1 protein-coding gene and 1 pseudogene are annotated in these 1,680 nt (G+C 39.6%); both read right to left on the bottom strand.

The window, feature by feature from the left end; genetic code table 11:
- Positions 1 to 95: 95 nt before the first annotated feature.
- Positions 96 to 608, bottom strand: coding sequence for an Imm6 family immunity protein (locus I8U21_RS14735; RefSeq protein ID WP_198054196.1), 513 nt, complete (start codon positions 606 to 608; stop codon positions 96 to 98).
- 16 nt (positions 609 to 624) lie between these two features.
- Positions 625 to 1,680, bottom strand: a pseudogene (locus tag I8U21_RS15085) (hypothetical protein); the annotation flags it as partial.

Consider the following 1,680-nt stretch of genomic DNA (forward strand, 5'->3'; position numbering starts at 1 on the left):
CTCAATTGCTTCTGAACAATTGGGACGATTAAAAGGGGAAAATCCCCTTCATATATTACGCCAAATATAGCGGAAATGTTTCCACTTAATCATTTTTATGCAATCAAGTTCAACAATTCTTCTCTTTTGATCTTCTTGTCACTTCCTGCCGGATAATTTTCCAACAGGTATTCCTTTAAACGCTCGGCCCACTCTTCTTGGTATCCATCTACTTTTGCTATTTCTTTTGTAAATTCATCAATCATTTCATCATCAACGATTTCAATAGGTTGCGGGACATAATTATCGTGACCATATTCAAATTTATACGCCTGCCAGATTGTATACTCCAATGCATAATTTATGCATAACCATATACTTGCCTGCTGATGGTTTTCCCCATCCACTGCTTCTTCATAAAACATGGATACTCCACCATCATCTTCATTGTCAAATATAAAGTAAAGATCACCGCCATCATATTTCTTCTCTTCAACCCATTTCCAACACATGTTGATCGTTTTTCTTGCTTCATTGTAACCTTCAGTTATCTGATCAATAATTTTTTCTGTTAAAACCAATAAATATGCTACTCGAGCCTCTTCATTAATATTTGTATACCATCTCATTGAATCTTGTGCCCCCTTATTCATCAATCAATTTGCCATTTTTTAAAACAAAAAATAATCTACCTGTAACCTTTGCTTTTTCATCAGTTTCAGATGTAACCACAATTTCTAAATTGGGATACCTCTTGCTAAATCGCATTAGAATCCCTTCTTTTGACTCAGGATTTACAATTCCAGAAAAACATTTAGTACAAACTCCACTAGGATTCGATTGATGGAGATAAAATTTTCCTTTAACATTTTCAGGATTAGGATATATTTTATCAACTTTTAGTGCAAATTTATTGATAACCATTTCTTCAGCATGTTTTATGAATGCTGGATTTGTAAAAGGTGCTTTAATTGGTCTATCAGGCATTTCTTCATCCAATGGCCTCAGACCTGCTTCTTTTGGTGCAGCCTTTATCACTCTTGGTGATGCACCTTGAAACACTTCCCCTTCCAAACCTTTAATATCTGTTCTGCCTACTGCAATGGTATGTTTATCAGTTTTTACTGTTGCTCTCAATTTTCTTAAATCTTCTTTCAGAAGATCTGTTATGCCTGCATCAATGCACCCAGGTTTTACTGCCAAGAAGAATGCATGGTATCCCCCGGTTTGCCGAACCGCAACACAATCATCAACTTTGTTGAAAATATTTTTGACAATCGGTGTTTTGGCCAGTACCGGTTCCAATTGCTGAACGGCTTTATTGACGACAGGTTGGGCAAAGTGAACCACGGCGACGGAGCCCGCTCCAAACAGTCCTGCCAAAAAGGCATTTTTCCAATTGATCTTCCGCCCATGCAGGATGTCGTCTGCCACACTGGTTCCGGCACCCTCAACGGCTCCGATGGCTCCGCCTCTGCCAAACACTTTTTGCATAGGTGCCGGCAATTTGGAGACCAGTTTCTGTCCTCCGCGAAGAACAGGACCTAAAATTTTGGAATTTTTGACACCCATGATCAGTTTTTGTCCGATACCGCTCTCCAACCCCCGGGAAGCTCCTGCAGTGATGCCTCCTCCGATCAATCCCAAGAGGCCGCCAATGGCTGCTTCCAAGAAGGTCATTTTGTTAATTTCCCAACCATT

This window comes from Thermoactinomyces sp. CICC 23799, from assembly GCF_016055145.1.
Lineage (GTDB): Bacteria > Bacillota > Bacilli > Thermoactinomycetales > Thermoactinomycetaceae > Thermoactinomyces > Thermoactinomyces intermedius.

Bases quoted from the DNA above. Each gene is read 5' to 3' on its own strand.
- I8U21_RS14735 (WP_198054196.1), bottom strand. From the start codon at position 608: ATGAGATGGTATACAAATATTAATGAAGAGGCTCGAGTAGCATATTTA.